18 protein-coding genes and 1 pseudogene are annotated in these 21519 nt (G+C 66.3%); 17 read left to right on the top strand and 2 right to left on the bottom strand.

Annotated elements, in window-relative coordinates:
• Positions 1-14 precede the first annotated feature (14 nt).
• From A3A5_RS0114930 to hutG, 9 genes are all read left to right on the top strand, one after another.
• On the top strand, positions 15-881 hold the full coding sequence (locus A3A5_RS0114930) for an ABC transporter permease (protein WP_018311369.1): 867 nt from the start codon (positions 15-17) through the stop codon (positions 879-881).
• Entirely contained in the window at positions 878-1657 is a 780-nt protein-coding gene (locus A3A5_RS0114925; RefSeq protein WP_018311368.1) for an ABC transporter ATP-binding protein, read from the top strand. Before A3A5_RS0114930 ends, A3A5_RS0114925 begins: the two co-directional genes overlap by 4 nt.
• A gap of 16 nt (positions 1658-1673) precedes the next feature.
• Entirely contained in the window at positions 1674-2435 is a 762-nt protein-coding gene (gene hutC, locus A3A5_RS0114920) for a histidine utilization repressor (protein ID WP_018311367.1), read from the top strand.
• 63 nt (positions 2436-2498) lie between these two features.
• Positions 2499-4076, top strand: coding sequence for a histidine ammonia-lyase (gene hutH, locus A3A5_RS0114915; protein ID WP_018311366.1), 1578 nt, complete (start codon positions 2499-2501; stop codon positions 4074-4076).
• A gap of 51 nt (positions 4077-4127) precedes the next feature.
• Positions 4128-5828, top strand: a complete 1701-nt coding sequence (hutU, locus tag A3A5_RS0114910) for a urocanate hydratase (RefSeq protein ID WP_018311365.1) — start codon at positions 4128-4130, stop codon at positions 5826-5828.
• Positions 5825-6427, top strand: a complete 603-nt coding sequence (locus tag A3A5_RS0114905; protein WP_018311364.1) for a HutD family protein — start codon at positions 5825-5827, stop codon at positions 6425-6427. The genes hutU and A3A5_RS0114905 overlap by 4 nt, the downstream gene beginning before the upstream one ends.
• Positions 6424-7677 carry an imidazolonepropionase gene (gene hutI, locus A3A5_RS0114900; protein ID WP_018311363.1) on the top strand — a complete coding sequence of 418 codons (1254 nt, stop codon included), beginning with the start codon at positions 6424-6426 and terminating at the stop codon, positions 7675-7677. The genes A3A5_RS0114905 and hutI overlap by 4 nt, the downstream gene beginning before the upstream one ends.
• A complete protein-coding gene (locus tag A3A5_RS0114895) occupies positions 7674-9080 on the top strand; it encodes a formimidoylglutamate deiminase (protein ID WP_018311362.1) in 1407 nt (468 codons plus the stop codon). The genes hutI and A3A5_RS0114895 overlap by 4 nt, the downstream gene beginning before the upstream one ends.
• 33 nt (positions 9081-9113) lie before the next feature.
• Entirely contained in the window at positions 9114-9929 is an 816-nt protein-coding gene (gene hutG, locus A3A5_RS0114890; RefSeq protein WP_018311361.1) for an N-formylglutamate deformylase, read from the top strand.
• A gap of 61 nt (positions 9930-9990) precedes the next feature.
• On the opposite strand, the pseudogene A3A5_RS45395 reads toward hutG, so the two are convergent.
• Positions 9991-10167, bottom strand: a pseudogene (locus tag A3A5_RS45395) (bifunctional aspartate transaminase/aspartate 4-decarboxylase); the annotation flags it as partial.
• A 286-nt stretch (positions 10168-10453) separates the two neighbouring features.
• Complete coding sequence (locus tag A3A5_RS0114880) at positions 10454-11197, bottom strand: M48 family metallopeptidase (protein WP_018311359.1); 744 nt, start codon at positions 11195-11197, stop codon at positions 10454-10456.
• A 1038-nt stretch (positions 11198-12235) separates the two neighbouring features.
• Between A3A5_RS0114880 and wecB the strand changes: the two genes are divergently transcribed.
• From wecB to A3A5_RS0114835, 8 genes are all read left to right on the top strand, one after another.
• The gene (gene wecB / locus A3A5_RS0114870; RefSeq protein ID WP_026200793.1) at positions 12236-13420 is read left to right on the top strand and encodes a non-hydrolyzing UDP-N-acetylglucosamine 2-epimerase; all 1185 of its coding nucleotides are present in this window, start codon (positions 12236-12238) and stop codon (positions 13418-13420) included.
• Between the two features lie 78 nt (positions 13421-13498).
• On the top strand, positions 13499-13843 hold the full coding sequence (locus tag A3A5_RS0114865) for a hypothetical protein (RefSeq protein WP_018311356.1): 345 nt from the start codon (positions 13499-13501) through the stop codon (positions 13841-13843).
• A 130-nt stretch (positions 13844-13973) separates the two neighbouring features.
• Positions 13974-15761: a hypothetical protein gene (locus A3A5_RS0114860; protein ID WP_369797780.1), complete on the top strand. Its 1788-nt coding sequence runs from the start codon at positions 13974-13976 to the stop codon at positions 15759-15761.
• 121 nt (positions 15762-15882) lie between these two features.
• Positions 15883-17409: a glycosyltransferase family 2 protein gene (locus A3A5_RS0114855; protein ID WP_369797779.1), complete on the top strand. Its 1527-nt coding sequence runs from the start codon at positions 15883-15885 to the stop codon at positions 17407-17409.
• Positions 17410-17456: 47 nt separating this feature from the next.
• Positions 17457-18491, top strand: coding sequence for a hypothetical protein (locus A3A5_RS0114850; protein WP_232431351.1), 1035 nt, complete (start codon positions 17457-17459; stop codon positions 18489-18491).
• Positions 18492-18509: 18 nt separating this feature from the next.
• Complete coding sequence (locus A3A5_RS0114845; RefSeq protein WP_063829962.1) at positions 18510-19514, top strand: hypothetical protein; 1005 nt, start codon at positions 18510-18512, stop codon at positions 19512-19514.
• 151 nt (positions 19515-19665) lie between these two features.
• Positions 19666-20505, top strand: a complete 840-nt coding sequence (locus A3A5_RS0114840; protein WP_035812610.1) for a YaiO family outer membrane beta-barrel protein — start codon at positions 19666-19668, stop codon at positions 20503-20505.
• A gap of 2 nt (positions 20506-20507) precedes the next feature.
• On the top strand, positions 20508-21317 hold the full coding sequence (locus A3A5_RS0114835) for a hypothetical protein (RefSeq protein ID WP_018311350.1): 810 nt from the start codon (positions 20508-20510) through the stop codon (positions 21315-21317).
• Positions 21318-21519: the final 202 nt, after the last annotated feature.

The raw sequence follows: 21519 nt of genomic DNA, 5'->3' as shown, positions 1-21519 counted from the left end.
GGAGGCGTGACGTCATGACGCAAGCCAGACTTGGAACACCCGCCCCGGCCGCTGCCGCGGCGGCCTCTGCCGCGGCAGCGCCGGTGCGCCGGCGCCATCCGTGGCTGGCCCCGCTGGTGCCGGTGGCGCCCAACACGCGCTGGATGCTGGGCCTGTCCTTCTTCGTGCTGTTCTTCGGCATCTGGGCGGTGGTGACGCTGGGCGGCTTCGTGCCGCGCACGTTCCTGGCCGATCCGATGACGATGGCCAAGGAAGGCGTGCTGCTGTTCACCGAGTACAACTTCATCGGCGACATCGGCATGACCGTGTGGCGCGTAGTCGGCGGCTTCGTGCTGGCTGCGGTGCTCGCGGTGCCGCTGGGCATCTTCATGGGCGCCTACAAGGCGGCCGAGGCGTTCTTCGAACCCTTCGTGTCGTTCTGCCGCTACCTGCCCGCGTCGGCCTTTATCCCGCTGCTGATCCTGTGGGCCGGCATCGGCGAGACGCAGAAGCTGCTGGTGATCTTCATCGGCTCGTTCTTCCAGATCGTGCTGATGGTGGCGGTGGCCGTCGGCGGCGCGCGCAAGGACCTGGTGGAGGCGGCCTACACGCTGGGCGCCAACAGCGCCGGCATCGTGCGGCGCGTGCTGATCCCCGGCGCCGCGCCGGAGATCGCAGAGATCCTGCGGCTGGTGCTGGGCTGGGCCTGGACCTACGTGATCGTGGCCGAGCTGATCGGCTCGTCGTCGGGCATTGGCCACATGATCACCGACAGCCAGGCGCTGCTCAACACCGGGCAGATCATTTTCGGCATCATCGTGATCGGCTGCATCGGCCTGGTCTCGGACCTTGTCTTCAAGCGCGCCAACCAGCGCCTGTTCCCGTGGAGTTCGATCCAATGAGCGCACTGTCCATCCAGCAGGTCTCGCGCACCTTCACCAACCCGCGCGGCGGCCAGACCCTGGCGCTGCAGCCGGTCGACTTCGAGGTCCGCGACAATGACTTCGTCACCATCCTCGGGCCTTCGGGCTGCGGCAAGTCCACGCTGCTGCGCATCGTCGCAGGGCTGGATACGCCCACCAGCGGCCGCGTGCTGCTGGACGGCCAGCCGGTCTCCGCCCCCGGCGCGGACCGCGGCATGGTGTTCCAGTCATACACGCTGTTCCCGTGGCTGACGATCGAGCAGAACGTACGCTTCGGCTTGCGTGAGCGCGGCATGAGCGCCGCCGAGCAAAAGGAGCGCAGCGACTTCTTTATCCAGCGCGTGGGGCTGCGCGGCTTCGAGCACCATTACCCCAAGCAGCTCTCGGGTGGCATGCAGCAGCGCACCGCGATTGCGCGTGCGCTGGCCAACGATCCCAAGATCCTGCTGCTCGACGAGCCCTTCGGCGCGCTCGACAACCAGACCCGCGTGCTGATGCAGGAGTTGCTGCTGGGTATATGGGAGGCGTCGCGCAAGACGGTATTATTCGTGACCCATGATATCGACGAGGCCATATTCATGGCCAACCGGGTGGCGGTGTTTTCTGCCAGGCCGGGTCGGATCAAGAGCGAGATCGCGGTGGATTTCCCGCATCCGCGCCATTACACCGTCAAGACCACTCCGGAGTTCTCCGCGCTCAAGGCGCGGCTGACCGAGGAGATCCGCGCCGAGGCCATGGCCTCGGCCGAGCACTAGGCATCCAACGAACGCCATGAACCACGCCGCCGGCACCGCACCTTCCGCTTCTGCCTCTCCCACCGCGCTCTACCAGCAGGTGAAGGAGTACATCGCCCGCCAGATCCAGAGCGGCGCGTGGCAGCCGGGCGACCGGGTGCCGTCGGAGCAGGAACTGGTGAACCGCTTCGGCGTCTCGCGCATGACCGTCAACCGGGCGCTGCGCGAGCTGCAGGAGCAGGGCCGGGTGGTGCGGGTGGCCGGCGTGGGCACCTTCGTGGCGGAGCACAAGCCGCAGTCGACGCTGCTGTCCGTGGTCAACCTGCAGGACGAGATCCGCATGCGCGGGCATGACTATGCCTGCGACGTGATCCTGGTGGAGCGCGTGTCGGCATCGATCGAGGTGGCCGCCGCGCTGGAGCTGCGCACCGGCGAGTCGGTGTTCCACTCGGTGTGCGTGCATCGCGAGGACGGCGTGCCGGTGCAACTGGAAGACCGCTATGTCAACCCGCGCGTGGCGCCGGATTTCATCAGCCAGGATTTCAGCGAGACCCAGCCCGGTGAGTACCTGTTGCGCCATGTGCCCTACGATCAGGTAGAGCACGTGGTCGATGCCATCGCCGCCACGCCGGAGCAGGCCGCGCAGCTGGAAATGCCGCCCACGCAACCTTGCCTGATGCTGACGCGCCGTACCTGGACCAACGGCGTGCCGGTGACGTTCGTGCGCTGCCTGCATCCGGGCAACCGCTATCGCCTCGGCAGCCGTTTCCGCGCCGACGGCAACCCCGCTTTCGGCTGAATCCACAAGATCCGGCCCCCCGGTCCAACTTTTACTCTAAGCTGTATAGACAGGAACATACAAATGAGCGCCAGCCAACACGACGACCAAGCTTCCCGCCCGCTGCTGACCCTGCAGCCGGGCCAAGTCACCCTGGCCGACCTGCGCCGCATCTACCGGGGCGAAGTGCGCCTGGCCATGGCTGAATCGGCCTGGGCCGGCGTGCGCGCCGCGCAGGCCACGGTGCAGGACATCATCGACGCCGACGCCGTGGTCTACGGCATCAACACCGGCTTCGGCAAGCTGGCGCAAAGCCGCATCCCGCATGACAAGCTGGCCCAGCTGCAGCGCAACCTGGTGCTGTCGCACAGCGTGGGCACCGGCCCGGACCTGGCCGAAGACACCGTGCGCCTGATCCTGGCAATCAAGGCGGTCAGCCTGGCGCGCGGCCATTCGGGCGTGCGCCCGGAACTGATCGAGGCGCTGCTGGCGCTGGCCAACCACGGCGTGACGCCGTGCATCCCGGCCAAGGGGTCGGTGGGCGCGTCGGGCGACCTGGCGCCGCTGGCGCATATGTCGTGCACGCTGATCGGCGTGGGCGACGTGCTGGTCGGCGGCAAGCGCATGCCTGCCGCCGAGGGCCTGGCGCACGCCAGCCTGCAGGCCTTCGAGCTGGGCCCCAAGGAAGGCCTGGCGCTGCTCAACGGCACCCAGGTGTCGACCGCCCTGGCGCTGGCCGGCCTGTTCGCCGCTGAAGACACCTTTGCCGCCGGGCTGGTGGCGGGCGCGCTGTCGCTGGAAGCGATCAAGGGCTCGGTCAAGCCGTTCGACGCCCGCATCCATGCGGCGCGCGGCCAGGCCGGCCAGATCGCCGTGGCCGGCGCCGTGCGCGCGATGCTGGACGGCAGCGAGATCGTCGATTCGCACAAGGCCTGCGGCCGCGTGCAGGACCCGTACTCGATCCGCTGCCAGCCGCAGGTGATGGGCGCGTGCCTGGACAACCTGCAGCACGCCGCGCGCATCCTGCAGATCGAGTCCAATGCCGCTTCGGACAACCCGCTGGTGTTCTCGGCGCAGGGCGACGTGGTCTCGGGCGGCAACTTCCACGCCGAGCCGGTAGCCTTTGCCGCCGACATCATCGCGCTGGCGATTTCCGAGATCGGCGCGATTTCCGAACGCCGCCTGGCGCTGCTGCTCGATACCGGGCTGTCGGGCCTGCCGCCGTTCCTGGTGCGCGACGGCGGCCTGAATTCGGGCTTCATGATCGCGCAGGTGACCGCCGCCGCGCTGGCCTCTGAGAACAAGTCGCTGGCGCATCCGTCCAGCGTCGACAGCCTGCCGACCTCGGCCAACCAGGAAGACCATGTGTCGATGGCCACCTACGGCGCGCGCCGCCTGGGCGAGATGGCCGCCAACACCGCGGTGGTGGTCGGCATCGAGGCCATGGCCGCGGCGCAGGGCATCGAGTTCCACCGCCCGCTGAAGTCGTCGCCGCTGGTGGAGCAGGAGCTGGCCCGCATCCGTGCGCGCGTGGCCTTTGTCGAAGAGGATCGCTACCTGGCGCCGGATATCGAAGCGATGAAGCAATGGGTGGTGCAGGGCGATGCCGGCGCGGGCTGGCCCGACGCCGTGCGCGCGACCCTGCCGACCAACCTGTCGTAACGCGCCCCGCACCGACACTGCCCGACCAGACCCGCAGCAGGAGAACAAGACATGAACGCCAACGAAAACCAATTCATCCCGCGCGGCCAGCGCGAAATCCGCGCACCGCGCGGCAGCCAGCTGCACTGCAAGAACTGGCTGATCGAAGCCGCCTACCGCATGATCCAGAACAACCTCGACCCGGACGTGGCCGAGCGCCCGCAGGACCTGGTGGTCTACGGCGGCATTGGCAAGGCGGCGCGCAACTGGGAGTGCTTCGACGCCATCCTCGACAGCCTGCGCCGCCTGGGTGAGGACGAGTCGCTGCTGGTGCAGTCGGGCAAGCCGGTGGGCGTGTTCCGCACCCATGCCGATGCGCCGCGCGTGCTGATCGCCAACTCCAACCTGGTGCCGCACTGGGCCAACTGGGACAAGTTCAACGAGCTGGACCGCGCGGGCCTGATGATGTACGGCCAGATGACGGCGGGTTCGTGGATCTATATCGGCACGCAGGGCATCGTGCAGGGCACCTATGAGACCTTTGTCGAGGCCGGCCGCCAGCACTACAACGGCGACCTGTCGGGCAAGTGGATCCTGACCGCGGGCCTGGGCGGCATGGGCGGCGCGCAGCCGCTGGCGGGCGTGCTGGCCGGTGCCTGCGTGCTGGCGATCGAGTGCCAGGAGTCGCGCATCGATTTCCGCCTGCGCACGCGCTATGTCGACAAGAAGGCCACCACGCTCGATGAGGCGCTGGCGATGATCGCCGAGGCCACGCAGAAGAAGCAGGCGATCTCGGTCGGCCTGCTCGGCAACGCCGCCGAGATCCTGCCGGAACTGGTCAAGCGCGCGCAGGCCGGCGGCATGCGCCCGGACATCGTCACCGACCAGACCTCGGCGCACGACCTGGTCAACGGCTACCTGCCGGCCGGCTGGACCGTCGATCAATGGGAAGCGGCGCGCACGCAGGATCCCAAGTCGGTGGAAGCCGCCGCGCGCCCGTCCATCGTGAAGCACGTGCAGGCCATGCTCGACTTCCAGAAGATGGGCGTGCCGACAGTCGACTATGGCAACAATATCCGCCAGGTCGCGTTCGACGAGGGCGTAAAGAACGCCTTTGATTTCCCGGGCTTCGTGCCGGCCTATATCCGCCCGCTGTTCTGCCGCGGCAAGGGCCCGTTCCGCTGGGTCGCGCTGTCGGGCGATCCGGAAGATATCTACAAGACCGATGCCAAGATGAAGGAGCTGTTCCCCGAGGACAAGCACCTGCACCGCTGGCTCGACATGGCGCACGACCGCATCGCCTTCCAGGGCCTGCCCGCGCGTATCTGCTGGGTGGGGCTGGACGAGCGCCACCGCGCCGGCCTGGCCTTCAACGAGATGGTCAGGTCGGGCGAGCTGAAGGCGCCGGTGGTGATCGGACGCGATCACCTGGATTGCGGCTCGGTGGCCTCGCCCAACCGCGAGACCGAGGCCATGCGCGACGGCTCGGATGCGGTGTCGGACTGGCCGCTGCTCAACGCGCTGCTGAACACCGCGGGCGGCGCCACCTGGGTCAGCCTGCACCACGGCGGCGGCGTGGGCATGGGCTTCTCGCAGCATTCGGGCGTGGTGATCGTGTGCGACGGCACCGATGCCGCGGCCAGGCGCATCGAGCGCGTGCTGTGGAACGACCCGGCCACCGGCGTGATGCGCCATGCGGACGCGGGCTATGATATCGCCATCGAATGCGCGCACGAGAAGGGCCTGAACCTGCCGATGGTGAAGGGCGCATGAGCCTGACGCTATTCCAACGGTTCGCGCTGGCCGACATCGCGCCCACGCGCTGGAAGAACGGCGGCGGCAACACGCGCGAGATCGCGGTGTGGCCGCCGGGCGCCGGCATGGATGACTTCAGCTGGCGCCTGAGCGTGGCCGATATCGGGCAGGACGGGCCGTTCTCGGCGTTTCCCGGCATCGATCGCCAGATCGTGCTGCTGGACGGCGCCGGCGTCACGCTGCGTGCGGACGACGCCAGCTTCAGCCACCGCCTTGAACATATCGGCGAGCCGTTCGCCTTCTCCGGCGATACCAGCCTGCAGGCGACGCTGATTGACGGCGTCACGCGCGACTTCAACGTGATGACGCGGCGCGGCCACTGCCGCGCGCGCGTCGAGGTGTTCCGGCAGGGGTTTGCGCCTGGCACCGGCGCTCATGCCGTCTGCCTGCTGGCCGTCAGCGGCGCATGGCAGGCGCAGGATGCCGGCCTGCTGCTGCAAGCGGGTGAAGGAGCGCTCTACGGCGCTGCAGAACCTGCATCCACGCCATCGTTTGAACCTGTGGGTGACGCGGCCCTGTGCCTGTGCGTCACCCTTGAGACGGAGCCCGGCCAATGACGCTGCCCTCTGTATCGTCCGCGCGCAGCGCGGACGGCGTCTGGTACAACTGCCACCTGCTGCCCGATGCCGATCCGGCGCATGCGATCCGCGACGCCGCGCTGGTGGTGGAGCATGGGCGCATTGCCTGGCTGGGCGCCGCCGCCGGCCTGCCCGATGCCTATCGCGGCGCGGCGCGCCATGATGCCCACGGGGCATGGATCACGCCCGGGCTGGTCGACTGCCATACGCACCTGGTCTACGGCGGCCAGCGCGCCGACGAGTTCGCGATGCGGCTGGCCGGCGCCGGCTATGAAGAGATTGCGCGCGCCGGCGGCGGCATCGTGTCGACCGTGCGCGCCACGCGTGCCGCAGATGAAGACACGCTGTTTGCCCAGGCCGCCGCGCGCCTGCAGCCGCTGCTGGCCGAGGGCGTCACCGCCATCGAGATCAAGTCGGGCTACGGGCTGAACCTTGAAACCGAGCGCAAGCAGCTGCGCGTGGCGCGCCGGCTTGGCGAGCACTTCGGGATTTCGGTCTACACGACCTTCCTGGGCGCGCACGCGTTGCCGCCCGAATACGCGGGCCGTGCTGATGACTATATCGACCTGGTCTGCAACACCATGCTGCCGGCACTGGCCGGCGAAGGACTGGTCGACGCCGTCGATGCCTTCTGCGAATCGATCGGTTTTTCAATTGCACAGACCGAGCGCGTGTTCGAGGCGGCGGCGCGCCATGGCGTGCGCGTCAAGCTGCATGCCGAGCAACTGAGCAACCTCGGCGGCGCCGCGCTCGCCGCTCGCCACCGCGCCTTGTCCGCCGATCACCTCGAGCATCTCGACGAGGCCGGCGTCGCGGCGATGGCAGAGGCCGGCACGGTGGCGGTGCTGCTGCCCGGCGCTTACTACTTCCTGCGCGACACCAACCTGCCGCCGATCGCGCTGCTGCGCCAGTACGGCGTGCCGATGGCAATCTCGACCGATCACAATCCGGGTACGTCGCCGGTCACTTCGCTGCTGCTGATGATGAATATGGCCTGCACGCTGTTCCGCCTGACCGTGCCGGAAGCGCTCGCCGGCGTGACCGTGCACGCCGCGCGTGCGCTGGGCGCATCGGATCGCCACGGGCGGCTGGAAGCCGGGCGCGTGGCCGACTTCGCGCTGTGGCGCATCGATTCGCCCGCAGAGCTGGCGTACTGGTTCGGCCGCAACCCGGTCGCGGCGGTGGTACGGCAAGGGCGTGTGCATGCGCCCGAAGGAGCCCCGGCATGAATGGCACGCAACTCTTCGCTCCCTTTGCGCTGCTGCCAACCGGCTGGGCGCGCGATGTGCTGCTGGCCTGGGATGAGCAGGGCCGCTTCACCGCCGTGCAGCCCGGCACCGGGCCGGCCGCAGGCGTGCCGCGTGCGGCCGGCCCGGTGCTGCCGGGCATGCCCAACCTGCATTCGCATGCGTTCCAGCGCGGCTTTGCCGGCCTGACGGAATTCCGCAGCCGCCCGCAGGGCGACGATCCGGCCGGTGCCGATTCGTTCTGGAGCTGGCGCACGCTGATGTACCGCTTCGCGCAGCGGCTCTCGCCCGACACGCTGGAGGCCATTGCCACCCAGCTTTATATCGAGATGCTGCGTGCGGGCTACACCAGCGTGTGCGAGTTCCACTACGTCCATCACGATGCCGGCGGCAAGCCCTATGCCGATGCCGCCGAGATGTCGCTGCGGCTGCTGCGCGCGGCCCAGCGCACCGGCATCGGCATGACGCTGCTGCCGGTGCTGTACCAGACCGCCGGCTTTGGCGGCAAGCCGCCGCTGGCCGAGCAGCGCCGCTTCCTGCACGACACCGATGCCATGCTGCGGCTGCTGGAGCGGCTGGCCCCCGCGTGCGCACAGTCCGGCGCGCGGCTGGGGCTGGCACCGCACTCGCTGCGCGCGGTGCCGGAGGCAAGCCTCGCCCACGCACTGGCCGGACTGCAGGCGATCGACCCGCAGGCACCCATCCATATCCATATCGCCGAGCAGCAGAAAGAGGTCGACGACTGCATCGCGTGGTCGGGCACGCGCCCGGTGACGTGGCTGTTCGACCATGTACAGGTCGACGCGCGCTGGTGCCTGGTGCACGCCACCCATATGGACTGGGACGAGCGCCGGCGCCTGGCCCACAGCGGCGCCGTGGCCGGGATCTGCCCGACCACCGAGGCCAACCTGGGCGACGGCGTGTTCGAGGCCGCGCCCTACCTGGCGCAGCAGGGCGCATGGGGCATCGGCTCCGACAGCCATGCCAGCGTCAGCGTGGCTGAAGAGCTGCGCTTGTTCGAATACGGCCAGCGGCTCGGCCTGCAGCGGCGCAACGTGCTGGCGTCCGACACGCATGCACAGGTGGCTGACCGGCTGTATCTCGAAGCCGTGGCTGGCGGCACGCGTGCCAGCGGCCGCGCCGTGGCGGGGCTGGTGCCAGGCCAGCAGGCCGATTTCGTGGTATTGGATGGCGCGCATCCGACGCTGGCGGGCCTCGACGGGCCGCAGGCGCTGGCCACGCATGTGTTTGCCTGCCACGGTCATGAGACACTAGCGGATGTCCGTACCGCCGGACGCAGCCGCGTGCAGCATGGCGCGCATCCGCTGCAGGCGGACGCGGGACGCCTGTTCATCGCGGCGCGCGCCAGCCTGCTGGCCGACTGAAACCGGGCGCACGCCCACTGCATCGCAAAGACAATGTCCTTCTCCACCGATACCCCCGCCGTCACCCTGCATCGCGGCACGCGCCCGTTGCTGGTATCGATGCCGCACGTCGGCATGCACCTGCCGGCTTCGGTCGCGCAGCGCCTGACGGCCGAAGCGCGCACCGTGCCCGACACCGACTGGCACCTGGAACGCCTCTACAGCTTCGCCCGCGAGCTGGGCGCGTCGGTGCTGGTGGCCACGCATTCGCGCTACGTGGTCGACCTGAACCGCCCGCCCGACAACGCCAACCTGTATCCCGGCCAGGACACCACCGGCCTGTGCCCGGTCGACACTTTCGACAAGACTGCGGTGTACGCGGATGGCAGCAACGGGCCGGATGAGGCAGAGATCGCCGCGCGGCGCGATGCCATCTGGCGTCCGTACCATGAAGCGCTGGCTGCCGAGCTGGCGCGCCTGAAGGCCGGGCATGGCACGGTCGCGCTGTGGGATGCGCATTCGATCCGCTCGGTGCTGCCGCGCTTCTTCGAAGGCAGGCTGCCGGACTTCAACCTTGGCACGGCCAATGGCGACAGCTGCGATGCCGCGCTGGCCAGCCAGCTGCTGGAGCAGGCCAGTGCGGTTCCGGGCCATACCGCGGTGCTGAACGGGCGCTTCAAGGGCGGGTACATCACCCGGCAATATGGCAATCCGGCCGACGGCGTGCATGCAGTGCAGCTGGAGCTGTCGCAGTGCGCGTATATGAGCGAGGTGTATCCGTTCGCCTATGACGAGGCGCTTGCCACGGCGCTGCAGCCGGCGCTGCGCGGCATGCTGGCGACCGTGCTGGCGTTCGTCGAGTCCCGCTGAGGACCGGCAGAGCGAAAAAAGGCCCGGCGCAATGCCGGGCCCGAGGCACGCCAGCGAAGGCTTATTTCTTCACGACATTCTTGTCGGCCTTGCTCCCCGTCGCCGCGTTGGACTTCTCCACATACGTTTCGAACAACTTGCGGATCGAGCGCCCGATCTTGGCGTAGTCGGCTTCATTCAGGTTGGCCAGCGACACCCGTCCCGACGGGTGGCGCGTGCCGAAGCCGCGGCCCGGCAGAGGTCATCGCCGCGGTGCCGCCCCCAACCGCGAACAGGTCGAAATCGCCGATGAACGGATGGTTGCCGATCATCTCCTTGCGGAGGTTTTATCCGCGCCGGTTTCCGGCCAGCGTAGTGAAAGCTTTTGTCGGCGAATTAAACGCAGTCAACACACCGCCGCCTATGGCGGCGCGAGTGTGGAAATGGTGTCGGGAGCGATGCGCGAGGGAAGTGAGGCGGGGCAGTCGGGAGGGAGGCGCCGCCTCACCCGAACGGGTGCGGCGGCAAGGGCAAATGCGTCGCTGTCAGCGCCCGCCGGCCAGGCGGGCTTCGATATGCTTGGCGCGCTCCAGCGATCCCGGGTGCGAGCTGAGCATGCTCGACTGCCCGCCATCGAGGGTCGACATCTTGCGAAAGGCTGATGCCAGGGCCTGGCGGTTGGCGCCGTTCTTCGTCAGCAGGTCGAACGAATAGTCGTCGGCAGCGGATTCCTGCCGTTGCGAGAACTGCGCATTGACGAACTGCTCGGCGAGCGCGCCGATCTGCGACGACGACAGCGCCGTCAGCGAAGCCATGCCAGTCGACCCCAGCAGCCCGCGCGCCGCCGCCGTAGTGTAGGCCACCTGCATCGCGGCCTTGGTATGGCCCAGCGCCACATGGCCGATCTCATGGCCCACCACGCCACGCACTTCATCGTCGCTCAGCAGGTCCATCAGGCCGCTGTAGACCCGCACGCAACCGTTGGCCATGGCCCAGGCATTGACGTCCTTGGTCACATACACCTTGGCATTGAGTGGCAGCCCGGTGTTGCCCAGCCCGCTCATCACATTGGCCAGGCGCCTGGCGTAGGTGCTGTCCGCCGGCGCGATGGTGTTCTTCTGGTCCATTTCCGCGCAGGACTGGTCGGACAGCGTCTTGACGTTGCTGTCCGACAGCGTGGCGGCGGTAAAGAGGCTGCCGCCGGCCTGCGTCAGGCTTTCCATATCGGCGCCGGCACAGCCGGCCAGCAGCGCGGAACAGGCGAGGGCGGAAAGGGCGAGTCGCTTCATGGGTCGCTCCGGGAACGGGGGTGGCAATGCCATAGGATAGGAAGCCGGGCGAGGGCGCGCCAGTGGGCGCCGTCCGACAGGTGTTGCATGAAAGTGGTGCGTATGACACCTGATGAAGACCGGGCCTGCCAAGCCGGCAGGATGCTTACGCCGGACGCTGACCAAGTGAGATTTGACACCAAAGCGGCCAAGCTGGATTGCGCGGAGAAGCCGCAAGGCCGCGACCGGCGCCGGCTCTGATGCCGGCCTGCCGGGCCGTCGGGCGTCGGGCTGTCAGCCCTTTTTCATTTCACTAATTTCTGACAGAAATGACAGTAACATCTCATGCGCATAAAAGAGCACAAATGAACATTGTTATCGTTGTTATTAATTTAATTTAATTTAATACTGATCTGCACGATGTTTCATTCTTGAAACCTCTTAGCCGGCCAGCCTCATTCCTACCAGGCTCAGCCAAATGAATGAGTTTCATCATCACTGCATAAGGCCTTCCCCGCGTCAATCAACCCTTTGCCCTAGGCCGCCGGATTAACCCGCTCCATTTGTCGCCCCCCCTTCCCACCGCTCTTATCCTGCCCCATTTATCCCACCGGCAAGGTCGCAACAAGCGTGGTGCACTCCCAGCCGCGGCACCCCATACCCGACATGGCGAAGCGTCCAAGGCGTCCGCCGCCTCCAATGCCACTTATCGCGGAGGTGAAGTCCTGAGCGGTGCAGCATTGGCCACGCATTGAGATCGATATCCCGATGGGCGTGGCGCAATAAGTAACAACTCTGCAACCGCAAGAGCGTCCGAGGTCGGCGCTTGCTTTTGTCGACATCGAAGAATTCCCAATGAATTCAATGGGCTACAGCTCGATGGCACAGGCATCGCTCTCCTACGTCGTGGTGTGCGCGTCCGGGACATCACGAAGCGCCGATCAGGTTGGCTGACGCAAGCCACGGCGCGATTCCTGCGGGAACGTGAGGACCAGGCGATCGCAAGCAGTCGCCAGCCAACGCACCGGCAAGGATCCTTGCGAGCCGAGAGAGACCCACATGCCGAAGAAAGTTCTGGCTGTATTCGGGACCCGCCCTGAGGCCATCAAAATGGCACCGCTTATTCATCGGCTCAGGGAGTCGGGCAGTTTCGACCTGCGGGTCTGCGTCACCGGCCAGCACCGGCAGATGCTAGACCAGGTACTGCGGCTCTTCGAGATCGCGCCGGACTTCGACCTCAACGTCATCAGCCAGGGCCAGAGCCTGTCCGACATTACGACGCGCGTGCTTTCGGGCGTTCACTCGGTGCTGGATCGCTTCCTGCCCGATGCCATGCTGGTCCATGGCGACACCACCACCACGCTCGCCGCCACGCTCGCCGCGTTCTATCGCAATGTGGCCATCGGACACGTCGAAGCGGGACTACGCACCGGCAATCTCAGTGCCCCCTGGCCGGAAGAAATGAACCGGCGCGTGACCGACGTGATGGCGTCCTGGCATTTCGCGCCAACGCAGCAGGCACAGGAAACCCTGCTGCGCGAAGGCGTCGATCCGGTCCGCATCAGCCTGACCGGCAATACCGGCATCGATGCCCTGCTCCAGGTCAAGGGCTGGCTGGACGCCGATGCGGACATGCGGTGCCGGCTGGCCGGCCAGTACCCCTTCCTCGACGAGTCGCGGCGGCTGGTGCTGGTGACCGGACACCGGCGCGAGAACTTCGGCCCGCCGTTCGAGCGCCTGTTCACGGCGCTGCGCATGCTGGCTGACCGCAATGCGGATATCCAGATCATCTATCCGGTGCACCTCAACCCCCACGTGCAGGAGCCCGTGCACGCGATCCTGAGCGGGCACCCGAACATCCACCTGATCGAGCCCCAGGATTACCTGCCTTTCGTGTTCCTGATGTCGCGCGCCTACCTGATCGTCACCGATTCCGGCGGCATTCAGGAAGAGGCGCCGGCCCTGGGCAAGCCGGTCCTGGTGACGCGGGAAACCACCGAGCGGCCCGAAGCGGTGGCCGCCGGCACCGCGCGCCTGGTGGGCACGGACCCGGGACGCCTCATCGCCGCCGCGGAGCGGTTGCTGAATGACCCCGAGGAATACGCATGCATGTCGCGCGCCCACAACCCGTTCGGCGACGGCCACGCCAGCGAACGCATTGTCGTTGCCTTGCTGGCGGAACGCCCGGACACGTATGGGGAGTGCGGCGATGCGTCGGTCGATGCCGGCGTCGTCAGCCTGTAGCGCAGCAGCAAGCTAACCAGCGGTTCAGCGCAAAAGTTTAACTTCTGTCTGGCCGCTCTATAAGCAGGAGCAAAGGCAATGAGGCTCTCACGTATTGCAGCAGCGGCAACCGCGCTTGCTGTCGCGGGTGTCCTGGCACCGGCACCCGCTCATGCCGCCCTGACCGAGGACGCCGCTGCGGCCGCGGCCGAGACTCCGCTCTATCTCCCGGCGAGTCCGGCGGATCCCGGCGGGTTGCTGGGCTATGACCACAGCTTCCAGATCGACTTTGTGTACGAGGCGGAGAAGGGCAAGAGCAAGGCAACCCTCAAGGCCCTCAAGGATGAGCTGAAGGCGAAGAAGCCCAAGAAGCTAAAGGCCGGAGCCAAGGTGATGGCGGGCACATACACGCTCGCGCCGGCGCCTGGAGCCGAGCCGGACTGACGGACTCTGCATGCTCGCGTACGTCGATGCGCCGCAGCGTCTTGCACGCCGAGGCAACTTGTAGTCATCGCGCTGGGAGAAGACCGTGCTCTACCAATCCTATTCACTGCTGCGGCGAAGCAGCGTCCTGGTGCTCCAGCTATGCCTGGCACTGGTGCTCGCTTTGCCGGCAATCTCGCACGCCGCCACCAATCAGATCGCACTGCTGCTGCCGGACGGCTTCTCCCTTCCCGATCCGCGCGTGTCGGCCTGGCTCGACGGGGCCCAGGAAGAAGGCCTGAAGATGACCGTCATCACGGACACCCAGTTCCAGCAAGGCACGACCCCGGCGCAGTTCTCGGGCGTGATCCTGCCGGACCAGGTGCACGTGAAGGCCAGCGATGCGCTGATCGCGGCGCTGGAGACCTACACCAACCAGGGCGGCAAGCTGATGCTGGTCTACGACTTCGGCGCGCTGACCTCTACCGGCTTCTACGCACCGCAGAAGAGCCGGCTCAGCAACCTTGCCGGCGTCGACTACGTGCTCTATGACCAGTTGCTCGGCAACATGATCGGCGTCGGGCCAATCACCGCGCTGGGCACCACGCTCAGGACGCTGCAGGTGCCGCCGGGCAAGTCGATGTTGTGGGACGCGAGCGCGACGCCTCCCATCGAAGGCATCTCGGGCTACGTCTATGGCTTCCTGATCTATCCGAGCTTCGTCACGCAGGGCACCTATACCGGCTCCGCGCTGATCACGTCGCCCAACTTCGGGCTGGTGGCAGGGCTGCGCAACTTCGGCTCAGGCAGCGTGCTGTTCGTCAACCTGCCGCTCGCCTACCTGAAGGGACAGACCGACGGCATGCTGATGCACGGCTTCCTGCGCTACTTCGGCGGCAACCTGATGAAGACGGCGCGGCTTTCGGCGCAGCCCAAGGCGCGCGGCGGGCTGGTGCTGAACTGGCACTTCTGCGCCGGCGACCAGATCGCGCCCGCGGTGGAAATGAATACCTGGGGCACCTTCGACAGTAGCAATAGCCCGTTCTCCATTGCCGTGACTGCGGGCCCTGACCAGATCAACTTCGGCGACGCCAAGGGCATCAACCTGTCGCAGAACACCGCGGCAAAGAATTTGATGCTGTCCCTGCAATCGAAGGGGCACAAGATCGGCAGTCATGGCGGATGGATCCACGACTACTGGGGTGCCAACGCCAGCGAGACCAACCAGTCCACCTTCGAACAGTACCTGGTGATGAACAAGCAGAGCGTGGAAGGCGTGACCGGACGCGCCGCGGTCGAGTACGCCGCGCCGGAAGGCAATACGCCGCAGTGGTCGCTCAACTGGCTCGAAGCCAACGGCAACACCGGCTACTACTTCCTGGGCCATACCGGGATGGCGCCGACGCGCAGCTATCGCAATGGCGTGCTGACGAACAACACCATCCGCGCCTTCCCGGTGATGCCGTTCGGCAAGTACGCGACGTTCGAAGAGTTCGAGGAATTCAACGTGCCCGTGGCCGACATCAACACCTGGTACAAGCAGCTGATCGATTTCGTGGCGAAGAACCGCACCAGCCGGCTGATCTACATGCACCCGGTGGGCGCTATCCAATACCCGAAGACGCTCAACGTCATCTTCAACAAGGCGGACAACGTGAAGGCAAGCGGACTGTTCAGCTGGTACACGATGGATACGCTGGCGCAGTTCAGCCAGCGGCGCCAGCAGACCACCTGGCAGGCCACTGATACCGGCAACGCATGGTCGTTCCAGGCCAGCCATCCGACCGATCTGACCGACATGGCGTGGGTGCTGCCGCGCACCGGCTATGCCCAGCCGGTGGTGACGCAGGGACTCGCCACGGTGACATGGGATTCGGCCAACTGGATCGTGACATCGCAAGGAGGCACCTCGCTGGCATTCGTCGCCGGCAAGCTGTAATGCGCAGGGGCTGGCTGGGGAGTACGGCCAGCCTCCAAGATGAAAGCATGGATGGAGGTCATTGAGCATGCGCCTGGCGTATCGCCTGTTCCTCTCACTGAGCGGGTTGCTGGTCTTCACCATGCCCGCGCCCGACGCGAAGGCCACGGAAATTCCCGTGAGGGGAGAGGCCTTCGCCCGCGGATCCGGAGCCCCCGAAGCCGCCCTCAAACCACTGCCAAGAAAATCCATGAAGCTTGCTGACGCCGACCCCGGCAGCACTGCGATGGAAGTTGCGATGGCAAGGCCAGACACGCTGGAAGACGATGGCCGGCGGGAGCCGGCGCTGCGCCCGCGCCCCTGGCCCAAGCCCGCGCCGCCGAAAGCGCCGTTGCACGAGGACGCGCAGGCGATCGTGCCGCCGCTGACGGCCATGCTGTTGCTGATCGTCGGCCTGGTGATCTTCTATGCCGTGCGCCACTACCTGTTCACGCTGAACCGGCTGTTCGGCAGGCAACGCCACCCGTACCTGGACATCGATATCGCGGACTGGCCCACCCTGACCGTGCTGGTCGCGGCGCACAACGAAGAGGCCGTGATCGCCGGTTCGCTGACGTGCCTGCTGCACGCGGACTATCCCGTCGACCGGCTCACCATCATGCCGGTCAACGACCGCTCCTGCGACCGCACGCGCGAGATCATCGACGACTTCGTGCAGCAGTACCCCGGACGCATCACCCCGTTTCACCGCACCGGCGGCAAGCCCGGCAAGGCCGCCGCGCTCAAGGACGCGAGCGACGCTGTCGCCAGCGACATCATTGTCGTGTTCGATGCCGACTACCTGCCGCCGGTGGGCCTGCTCAAGCAACTGGTGGCACCGTTCTTCGACCCCGAAGTCGGTGCGACCATGGGCCGCGTGGTGCCGATGAACCTCGGCAGCAACCTGCTGACGCGGCTGCTCGACCTGGAGCGCTCCGGCGGCTACCAGGTGGATCAGCAGGCCCGCATGAACCTGGACCTGGTGCCCCAGTATGGCGGCACCGTCGGCGGCGTCAGGATGCGGGCGCTGCGCAGCGCCGGCGGCTGGCACGACGATGTGCTGGCCGAAGACACCGACCTGACCTACCGGCTGCTGCTGGCCAACTGGAAGACGGTCTACCAGAACTGGTCGGAGTGCTATGAAGAGGTGCCCGAGACCTGGCCCGTGCGGGTGCGGCAGATCATGCGCTGGACCAAGGGCCACAACCAGGCGCTCTATCGGCACGGCTGGAAGATGGCAGCGTGCCGGCACCACGGGCTGTTCGAGAAGATCGACGGCGTGGCGCTGCTCGGCATCTACATGATGGCGCCGCTGATGCTGTTCGGCTGGCTGCTGGCGATCCTGCTCTTCTATGCCGGCGGCCTGCCGTTGTTCGGTGAAGCCGTGATCCTGTTCGCGCTGATGTCGTACGGGACGCTGGGCAACTTCGCCGCCTTCTTCGAGATCGCTGCCGCCGTGCACCTGGATGGCACCCGCGAACGCATCCGCCTGCTGCCGCTGAATTATTTCGGCTTCCTGGTCAGCATGCTGACCGTGTCGCGCGCCATCATCGGCCAGATCGTTTTCGATTACCTGCTCCGCCGCGAACTGCGGTGGGACAAGACAGCGCGTTATCGACAGAGGAGCTGAGCGTGTGGCCCTTGCTGCTAGGCACTCTCACCATGCTGGTCTTCGCATTGCCGCTGCTGCCGGCGGTGCTTGAATGGCGGCACCGGCGCGACATCCGTCCGCTGGCGATCGATGGCGAACACACGTTGGATGTTGCGGCCGTGGCCGCGGTCTTTCGCGCGATGGTCGAGCGGCAGGACGAGACGTCAGGTCTGCATGGCCTGGCGCACCCGGTCAGCGCCTTGCGGCCTGTCGTTCACGTGACCGGCACATTCATGCCGACGGCGGCGGAGGCGTTCATCGGCGTCTGCGCGCGCACCATCGTCACCAGCGGATCGCTGGTGCTACCGGACAACTATACGTTCTCCCGCGACATCTACGGCCGGCGCGGGATCTCCACAGGCCGGCTCAATCGCATGCAGGTGCTGCTGTCCGAAGGCGAGATCCTGATGCGCGGCGCCAGCGAGCTGCAGCGCTGGGCACACGCGCGCAGCATCCACGTCGAGCCCCAGTGCCGCTTGCTCGGACCGGTTTCAGCCCTGTATTCCATCCGCCTCGAAGATGAATGCGAGTTCACCTCGGTCAGCGCCGCGGTGATCGGGTTCGGGCCGCGTCACCTTGCCGCGCCACCCGACATGGACGCCACCGCCCCGGCAGGGGGAGACTGGGCATATGCCGTCATGGCTCCCGACGAAGCCGCTGACGGCCGCTGGCTGGTAACGCACGATCTGACGTTTCCCGCCAACACCCTGTATCGCGGCGACCTTGTCGTGCGTGGCGACCTGTGGCTCGGCACCGGCGCGCGCATTATCGGCAGCGTCAAGGCAAGTGGCAGCATCTGGCTGGGCGCGCGGGTGCGCATCGACGGCGCACTGATTGCGGCGGGCACCATTTCCGTGGCCCGTGAATGCGTCATCGCCGGCCCGGTGGCTGCCGAGCGCGAGATCGATGTCGGGGCGCGCTGCACGATCGGCGCGGCGGACAAGCGCACTACCCTGGTGGCGCCGGTGCTTCACGTTTGCGCCGGTACCGTGGTTCATGGCGCGGCATGCGCCCCGGAGGAAGGAAGGGTGGTGTCCGATGGCCATGTGGCCAGCCCATGACGCACAGCCCTACACACCATGAAATCATTGATCGCGCTGCTTCTCGTGATTGCCACCTACGTCCACCAGCCGGCCGGCGCTGCCGAGCTTGTGCTGACCGACTACCAGCGTCCCGACGGGGCGATCACGACCTATTTTGCTGGCGACTCGATCGATCCTTACTTTGCGGCCAAGGCACTGCTGGCCGCACAGGACGCCGGCATGACCACCAGAACCGCCGCAACCCGCTGGATCGCATGGCTGCTTCCGCGCCAGCTCGCCGACGGCCGCTTCGACCGCTACTGCATGAAGGGCCAGCGCTTCGTCTCCTGCCAGGAGGCTGACGCCGACGACGCGTTGATGGCGGCCTGGATGGAACTGCTGGTCCGCTCCGCGCCGCCCAAGGGCATGCCCCCGGCGTGGCAGGCCAGTTTCGACAAGGCCAGCCGGCACCTGGACACACTGCGCGACCCCGGTTCCGGCGTCTACCTGATCTCGGCCAAGCTACCGGTGGCCCTGCTGATGGACAACGTGGAAGTCTCAAGCGCCTTCAAGGCCGCCAGCGACTATCGCCAGCGCCACGGAGATGCCGTAGGTGCCGCCGGCTGGATGCGCAAGGCCGAACAGCTCGACAAGGACATCCTGCGCGTGTTCTGGCGTCCCAACCAGGGCTACCTGGTCAGCACCCAGCCACGCGACCAGGCGGCGTTCTATCCCGACGCCGTAGCGCAGATCTTCCCCATCCTGGCCGATATCAAGCCCGCCAGCCGGCCCCATGCCGCGGCCTACGACTTGTGGATGAAGGAGAACCGCATGGCCTGGCTGCAGATGTCCGAAGTCGATTTCCCCTGGGGGCTGGTGGCCCTGGTCGCCGACAAGATGGGAGACAAGGACGCGATCGCGTGCTGGCGCATACGATCCATCCAGTTCCGCCATGGCAAGCACTGGAATGTCTTGGAGGAGGCACTGTACCTGGCGTTCGAGGCACGCCTGAGCCCGGAGCAGGCGCTGGCGCCACCTTCCCCGGGCATGCGGTGTCGCTGATTTGCCTCACGTCCATGCGAAACGCGCCAATACCGAGCGAAGCATTATCGACTGCTCACTTCGAAGCAGTGTATGGTTCAACAACAGCTTGCGGGCCGGAGGATCCTCGCGGGACCCTCCGTGCGACATCGACACGATCGACAGGATACGCATGGCGAAGCTCTCGGATACCAGAACCCACGGCGCTCGGGCCCTGCCCCTTCTGGGCATGCTGGCACTGCTTGCCGCCACCGATGTCCGCGCCCAGGCAGAAGCCACCGCGCCCAGGACGTTCGCTCCCTTGCTCACCGGTTTCATTGAAGGCGGCCTCGGCCACGCCAACCTCACCGGCGACAATGCCAGCTGGAACGACCAGTACCTGCGAGGCGGGGTCAACTTCACCCCGAAGGACTACGTGACCGGCGAAATCAGCCACCAGAACCACTTCGGGGATCAGGGCACGTTCTTCGGCCTGGGCTACACGCGCACCTTTGACGAGAACTGGTACGGCTTTCTGAGCGCCGGCACCAGCGCGGGCGGCTTCTTCCTGCCCCAGTTCCGAACCGACGGCATGCTGTTCCGCAAACTGCTCGAGAAGAAGAACCTGGTCGTGAGCGCCGGCTTCACTTATTACCGTGCCAAGGAGGTCTATACCGACAAGACCTTGCTGCTCGGCCTGACCTACTATTTCGACGCCCCCTGGATCGTCCAGCTGGGTGCGCGGCTGAACCGCAGCGATCCCGGCAGTATCCGCTCCAATCGCGGCATCGTCGCCGTCACCTACGGCCGTGACAAGGACCAGTACATTACCCTGAAATACGACGGCGGCAGCGAAGCCTACCAGCTCACCGGCGCGCAGGCCCTGCTGAGCGACTTCAACAGCCATGAGGTCTCGCTGACCTGGCGCAAATGGTTCACCAAACGCTATGGGATAAACCTGCGCGCCATTTACTACGACAACCCCTCCTACACGCGCAAGCAAGCAGAAGTGGGGGTCTTCGCGGAGTTCTAGCCATGACGCACCCTGCCGGGCACACCGCAGCCACACACGACCAGAGCGACGCTCTTGGCCTGACCATCCTGTGCCTGGCCAGGCATCGTTCGCTGGACCACCTGACCCTGTCCGCCCCCGCACTCGCGGGGGTCCTGCTGGTGCCCGTGGCGTTCAATGTGGCCGAATGGATGCTGCGCGACCATATCAGCGGGATATGGGTGGGAGTGCTGCGCTTCTGGATCGACAAGCTCGGCATCGATGGCGTCGTCATTGAACAATTGACGCGGGTGGCATGGTTCGACTTCAACCTGCCCTACACCAACGTCGTTGCTCCGGTGCCAGACGTACTGACCTGGTTCGTGACGCTGATCGCGACGCTCGCCGTCTGCCTGATGGCGTTGCGGATACGGGACCTGTACCTGCCGCTGCGGTACTTCCTGCTGTTCGCCGTGTTCATTGAGGTCACGGCATTGCTGTTCTTCGCGGTGGCGCCGCAGAGTTTTCCGTACACGGCCAGCAGATATGTGGACAACGGCGTGAAGACCTGCGCCAGCCTTTTGTTTCTGTTGCCGTGGGCGCATGCGCTGGTCTACTACATCTTTGACTTCTCATGGCCGAAGAAGATCTTCCTGACGCTGCTCACGCTTGTGTTTGTCATGATCGCGGTGCCGATGCAGCTGGCGCTGCACGTTTATCTGATGGTGAGCTGTTCGCTGTTGATGATGCCGCTGCTGTCGTTTGTGTTCGGGCCTACGATGCTGGTGTTTGGGTGTATTGCCTTGTATGGGTGGGCAATGAGTTGGCAGAGGGTTGAGCGCAGCGCGCTTTAGAAGCAGAGGGCGTCGCCGGTCATACAGAAGCGACAGCGCCGCCTCTGCGGTCTCGACCAGCGCTCCTGCGGAGGAGGTATTTGGTGGCCTTAAGGGAGGCGTTCGAGTCAGCGCGGAGCATTGCCCAGTCCTCTTCAAGCCGTCTATTCATCCGCTCGATTGCCCGGGCGACGGTTGCGGGGTCGGAAGTGCAGAGATTGGT

The organism is Cupriavidus sp. UYPR2.512 (genome assembly GCF_000379565.1).
Taxonomy (GTDB): Bacteria; Pseudomonadota; Gammaproteobacteria; order Burkholderiales; family Burkholderiaceae; genus Cupriavidus.
This window is presented reverse-complemented; position numbering and strand designations above follow the sequence as displayed.

Coding starts and splice junctions, on each gene's coding strand:
- hutG (WP_018311361.1), top strand. CDS start 9,114: ATGTCCTTCTCCACCGATACCCCCGCCGTCACCCTGCATCGCGGCACG.
- A3A5_RS0114865 (WP_018311356.1), top strand. CDS start 13,499: ATGAGGCTCTCACGTATTGCAGCAGCGGCAACCGCGCTTGCTGTCGCG.
- A3A5_RS0114895 (WP_018311362.1), top strand. CDS start 7,674: ATGAATGGCACGCAACTCTTCGCTCCCTTTGCGCTGCTGCCAACCGGC.
- A3A5_RS0114880 (WP_018311359.1), bottom strand. CDS start 11,197: ATGAAGCGACTCGCCCTTTCCGCCCTCGCCTGTTCCGCGCTGCTGGCC.
- A3A5_RS0114840 (WP_035812610.1), top strand. CDS start 19,666: ATGGCGAAGCTCTCGGATACCAGAACCCACGGCGCTCGGGCCCTGCCC.
- hutC (WP_018311367.1), top strand. CDS start 1,674: ATGAACCACGCCGCCGGCACCGCACCTTCCGCTTCTGCCTCTCCCACC.
- hutI (WP_018311363.1), top strand. CDS start 6,424: ATGACGCTGCCCTCTGTATCGTCCGCGCGCAGCGCGGACGGCGTCTGG.
- A3A5_RS0114930 (WP_018311369.1), top strand. CDS start 15: ATGACGCAAGCCAGACTTGGAACACCCGCCCCGGCCGCTGCCGCGGCG.
- A3A5_RS0114855 (WP_369797779.1), top strand. CDS start 15,883: ATGCCCGCGCCCGACGCGAAGGCCACGGAAATTCCCGTGAGGGGAGAG.
- hutU (WP_018311365.1), top strand. CDS start 4,128: ATGAACGCCAACGAAAACCAATTCATCCCGCGCGGCCAGCGCGAAATC.
- A3A5_RS0114925 (WP_018311368.1), top strand. CDS start 878: ATGAGCGCACTGTCCATCCAGCAGGTCTCGCGCACCTTCACCAACCCG.
- A3A5_RS0114845 (WP_063829962.1), top strand. CDS start 18,510: ATGAAATCATTGATCGCGCTGCTTCTCGTGATTGCCACCTACGTCCAC.
- A3A5_RS0114905 (WP_018311364.1), top strand. CDS start 5,825: ATGAGCCTGACGCTATTCCAACGGTTCGCGCTGGCCGACATCGCGCCC.
- wecB (WP_026200793.1), top strand. CDS start 12,236: ATGCCGAAGAAAGTTCTGGCTGTATTCGGGACCCGCCCTGAGGCCATC.
- A3A5_RS0114835 (WP_018311350.1), top strand. CDS start 20,508: ATGACGCACCCTGCCGGGCACACCGCAGCCACACACGACCAGAGCGAC.
- hutH (WP_018311366.1), top strand. CDS start 2,499: ATGAGCGCCAGCCAACACGACGACCAAGCTTCCCGCCCGCTGCTGACC.